Genomic DNA, 5,335 nt, shown 5'->3' with positions numbered 1-5,335 from the left:
GACCTGGACGCCAGCTGCTGCCACCTGTGATGCGACCTTCCCGATCCGGGTTGAGGCACCGACCGATTGCCCCCGTTATCTGGGTCGCGTCATCAAGGGGCTGAACCTGCAGGCCCAGAGCCCGCTCTGGATGCAAGAGAAGCTTCGCCGTGGCGGTATTCGCTCCATTGACGCCATCGTCGATATCACCAATTACCTGCTGCTGGAATACGGTCAGCCGATGCACGCCTTCGATCTGGCTCGGCTTGACGGGGAACTGGTGGTGCGTCGCGCCAACGCTGACGAGCCGATGACCCTGCTCGATGGCAATGAAGTGAAGCTCAAAGAGACCACCCTGGTGATTGCCGATGCCAAAGGCCCTGCCTGCATGGCCGGTATCTTCGGCGGTAATCGCACTGGCGTCTCTGAGACCACCACCGACATCCTGCTGGAGTGCGCTTTCTTTGCGCCGCTCTCCATCACAGGTCGTGCCCGTGCCTATGGTCTGCACACCGACTCCTCCCATCGCTTCGAGCGCGGGGTTGATCCCGAGCTGCAAGCCAAGGTGATGGATCGTGCCACCCGCCTGCTGCTGGATATCTGCGGCGGCGAAGCGGGCCCGGTCATCGAGGTCAAATCCGATGCCCATCTGCCGAAAGCGGCCCCTATCCGCTTGCGTCGCACCAAGCTCGACAAAGTGATCGGTATCAGCGTGGCTGATGCTCAGGTGGTCGAGATCCTGACCCGCCTCGGCATGCAGGTGACGGTTGATGCTGATGGCTGGACTGCGCTGGCACCCTCTTGGCGTTTCGATATCGCCATCGAGGAAGACCTCATCGAGGAAGTGGCCCGCATCTACGGCTACAACAACATCCCGAACCTCAAACCTGCCGCCTCTCTGGCGATGGTTGAGCAGGCAGAAGGGCAGGTGACCTTGAAGCGCGTGCGTGACCTGCTGGTTGCTCGCGGTTTCCAGGAAGCGATCACCTACAGCTTCGTCGATCCCAAGACCCAGCAAACCCTGTTCCCGCAGAGCGACGCCATCGTGCTGCCTAACCCGATTTCGGTCGAGATGTCCGCCATGCGCGTCTCTCTGTTCCCGGGTCTGGTGCAGGCCGTGGTTTACAACCAGAACCGTCAGCAGCCGCGTGTGCGCCTGTTCGAGCAGGGTCTGCGTTTCATCAAGGATGAAAGCGCCGAGAACGGCATCCGTCAGGAGCCGATGCTGGCCGGTATCATCATTGGCAACCAGAGTGATGAACACTGGGACATCAAGAGCCGTGGTGCCGACTTCTTTGATTTGAAAGGAGACTTGGAAGCGATACTGGATCTCACCGCCGAAGGGGCCACCTTTAGCTTCGAGCGTACCGAGCACAGCGCCCTGCATCCGGGCCAGAGCGCAGCCATCTCGCGTAATTGCGAGGTCATCGGCCATATCGGCGTGATCCACCCGAGCCTCGAGAAGAAGCTGGGTCTCAAGAGCCGCGCCGTCATGTTTGAACTGGAGCTGGACAAGCTGACGCCGGCCAAGGTGCCGGTTGCAACCGAGGTTTCTCGCTTCCCTGCCAACCGTCGCGATATCGCAGTGGTGGTCGACGTTGCGGTTCTGGCCGGCGATGTCCTTGCAGTAATTAAAAAAGTTGGCGGAAATCAGGTAGTTGGAATAAACTTGTTTGACGTATACCAGGGTGCTGGTATGGCAGAGGACAAGAAGAGCCTGGCCATCAGTCTTGTATTGCAAGACACCCAGCGCACCCTGGAGGAGAAAGAGATTGCCGAGACCGTAGACAATGTCGTGCGGGCCCTTGGTGAAGAGTTGAATGCATCCTTGAGGGATTGATCTATGGCGCTTACCAAAGCCGACATTGCAGAGCACCTGTTCACCCAGCTGGGGATGAGCAAGCGTGAAGCCAAAGATATGGTGGAAGCCTTCTTTGAGGAAATCAGACAGGCGCTAGAGCGTGGTGAACAAGTCAAGATTTCAGGCTTCGGTAACTTTGACCTTCGTGAGAAGAATCAGCGTCCCGGACGCAACCCCAAAACGGGCGAGGATATTCCTATCAGCGCTCGTCGCGTGGTGACCTTCCGGCCTGGCCAGAAGCTCAAGGCCAGGGTAGAAAATGTTGAACCCAACGAGTGATAAAAAGCCAGGCAACCGCCTGGCTTTTACTTTTTCATGATAAAAAACCAGCTTTTACTCACACTGCTGCTGGCAATGCCGGTGCAGGCTATGACCTTACCCCTGTCGCCGGCCACCCAGGCCTATACCGACGTACTCAAGCCGCTGACCATCTGCTATCCGGCCCTGATCCTGCCACCCTATCTCGAAGAGTCGGGGGGCTTGCTGATCGATCAGCTTGAGCAGCTGGCCGAGCAGCTGCCGGTACCATTGCTGCACGAGAAATTGCCAAACTGGTCCGCCGTGCAGCAGGGGCTGCTAGCGGGACGCTGTGATCTCATCCCGTATGTCGGCTCTTCACTACAGGTATTGCCGGGCATGGCCCTGAGCCGCGCTCTGCTGGAGGCCGAATCCGCCATTGTCTATCGCGGTGAGCTGGAACGCGCCACCTTTCTGGTATCGCCCGTCTGGCAGGCGAGTGAGGTGCTCAAGTCGCTCTATCCCCATGCAACCCAGTTGGCCCTGACCGACGCTGACAACTGGTATGCGGCGTTGGTGGCAGGTAAGGGGACTGCCTATCTCGGTGACTACCTGCAACTGCGTTACCTGATGCGCGAATATCCGGATGAGGGATTGCGGTTGCGCCGGTTGCGCAACGATGAACTGGTGATCAGCTATCGCCTTATGATGCGCGACAAACCGGAGCTCAGGGAGCTAATCGACACGGCGCTCCGCTACATGTCCCCCGGTAGCCTCTACAAGGATCTGGATCGCTATCTAGAACAGGGAGAGCAGGACATCAATCCACTGCACTTCACCGATGAGGAGCAGGCCTTGCTGGTCGGCACCTCCCGCACCATCAAACTGGTGGTGGATCCTGCGCTTATGCCCTATAGCGGCATCGACGGGCAGGGGCAGCTAACGGGCTGGAGCGCCGATGTGCTGCGCCGGGTTAGCCTGCAGACCGGACTGAACTTTCATGTGGTGCCAGCCCGGGACAGGGAGGAGGCCTTGGACAAGCTACGCAGTGGCGAGGCGGACATGATGGCGGGCCTGCTGGAGAGCCCGGCCCTGACCCGCGAGTTCGACTTTACCCGCATCATGGTCGAGAGTCGCTATGCTCTGGTCAGCCGCAAGTCTCAGCCGTTCGGACGACTGGAAGCACTCAAGGGGGAGGTACTGGTGCCTGCCAGCCTCTATGACTCCGACATGCTGGCACATTTTGGCCAGCATGAGTGGCGCAAGAGCGAGACGCTTGAGTCAGGCATTGCGAAAGTGCGGGCAGGCAAAGCCGATGCCATGCTGACCGAGCTGTACCAGCTGCAATATCCACTGCGCAACAACCAGCTGGATGGCTTAAATATCAAGGAATTGCCGGTCCGCTTCGGGCTTGGCTTTGCCATAGGCTCCCGCAGCCCCAAACTGGCTGGGGTGATGGAACAGAGTCTGATGACCCTCACCGGCAAGCAGAATGATGAACTCAACCAGCGCTGGCGCCGGCTGGTGCTGACCCAGCAGGCGGGGGTCAGTTACGGTATCTGGCTGGGATCCATATTGCTGGCACTGCTGATCAGTGCCAGCGTCATCTGGCTGATCTGGCGCTCGCGCCAGCAGCTGGCGCGGGAGGTTAATCAGCGCCAGGAGATGGAACAGATCTTGGCGTTGGAGAGCCAGTTCAGGGAGTCCCTGTTCCAGGCGCTGCCGGCCCCCGTCTTTCTGCGGAACAATCAGGGTGAGATCATCAAGCGCAACAAGCAGGCCAAACGGCTGGAGGCCCGTTATCTGACCGAACTCAGCCTGCCATCGCCCCAGTTACAGGGGACGGAAGGAACCTTGTCCCTCGGGGATCAGGTGTTCTCCTACGCCCAGATCCCGCTGCAGCTGGGCAAGCCGACACAGGCAGGGGATCTGATCGCACTGTCCGATATCAGCGCTCTGCGCGAGCGCACCCGTTTGCTGCATCAGGCCGAGCGTCGCCTGCGTGCCCTCACCAATACAGTGCCCGGGGTCGTCATTCAGTTCATTCTGCAGCAGGGCGGCATAACGCAGGTCGAGTTCATCAGCCGCGGCAGTTACGAGCTGCTGGGGTTGGCCAGCCAGCAGATCCGCCGCGATCCCGACAGCGCGCTCAGCCGGCTGCTGCATCAGGACAGGCGCGAGATGCGGATGCCCATGCTGGCCATGTTGCAGGCAGGGCAACCCTTCTCCTATGCGCTGCGTTATGCCCATCCGGGCAAAGGAACGCGGTGGCTGCAGTTCTATGGTCGGGGTCGCAGCCAGCCGGAAGGGGGGTGGCGCGTTTACGGCGTGGTGCAGGATGTGACTGCCAGAATCGAGCAGGAGCATGCCCTGCAAGCCTCCCACGAGCTGGCCGAGCAAGCTGTGTTGGCCAAGGGACGCTTTCTCGCGGCGGTGAGCCACGAGATCCGAACCCCCATGAATGCCATTCTGGGGCTGCTGGAGTGGCTCGATCAAACTCCCTTATCGGCAGAGCAGCGCTCTGCGCTCTCCCATGTCAGACTGGCGGGGGACGAGCTGCTCGGCCTGCTCAACGATGTGCTCGATTTCAGTCGCAACGAGAACCGGCAGCTGGCGCTCTCTCCCCAGCCGACCGATCTGGTGGACTTGTGCGAGCACGTGGCAGCAGTGCACTGGTCCAAGGCCCGCTCCAAGCGATTGCAACTGCGACTGGATATCGATCATCACTTGCCGGCACAGGTTGAGCTGGATCCCCATAGGGTGCAGCAGGTGCTGCATAATCTGCTCGCCAATGCCATCAAGTTCAGCCCCGCCGGTGAGGTGGTGCTGTGGGCCCGACGTGAAGAGAACTGCTTGCTGTGCGGTGTGGATGATGAAGGGCCAGGTATCAGCGCTGATCTGCTGCCTCGTCTGTTCCTGCCATTCGAGCAGGGAGGAGAGGAGGGCCAGCCCAAGGCACAGGGCACCGGACTGGGGCTGGCCATCAGCCGTCAGCTGATGGAGCAGATGGGCGGCGAGATCCGGGTCGAGCCGCGTCCCCTAGGGGGCAGCCGTTTCACCTGCACCTTGCCGTTGGTGTTGCTGCACGAGGCGCCGCGCTGGCAACCGAGAGTGGACAACGTCAATATCCAGTTGAACGATACGGAGCGTGCTTATCTCTTGCCCTGGCTTGGTGAGCTTGGCCTGAGCGAGGATCCCACAGGCCCCCTGTTGTGCGCTGCCGAAGATGATCAGGGACTGCGTTACTGGGACTGGCAG

The 5,335-nt window shown here is 60.2% G+C and carries 3 protein-coding genes; all 3 read left to right on the top strand.

Annotated features, from left to right (window positions below; all coding sequences use genetic code 11):
• Positions 1 to 1,819, top strand: a 1,819-nt coding sequence (pheT, locus tag AAC083_RS12125) for a phenylalanine--tRNA ligase subunit beta (RefSeq protein ID WP_108536730.1), incomplete at its 5' end; no start/stop codon positions are given.
• Positions 1,820 to 1,822: 3 nt separating this feature from the next.
• On the top strand, positions 1,823 to 2,119 hold the full coding sequence (gene ihfA / locus AAC083_RS12120) for an integration host factor subunit alpha (RefSeq protein ID WP_005300715.1): 297 nt from the start codon (positions 1,823 to 1,825) through the stop codon (positions 2,117 to 2,119).
• A 36-nt stretch (positions 2,120 to 2,155) separates the two neighbouring features.
• A partial coding sequence (locus AAC083_RS12115) for an ATP-binding protein (protein ID WP_181364731.1) occupies positions 2,156 to 5,335 on the top strand: 3,180 nt, incomplete at its 3' end.

Origin of the sequence: Aeromonas sp. HMWF014, assembly GCF_963878295.1 — a bacterium.
GTDB lineage: Bacteria > Pseudomonadota > Gammaproteobacteria > Enterobacterales > Aeromonadaceae > Aeromonas > Aeromonas popoffii.
Note: the sequence above shows the minus strand (reverse complement) of the source record. Positions and strands in the feature narration are given on the sequence as shown.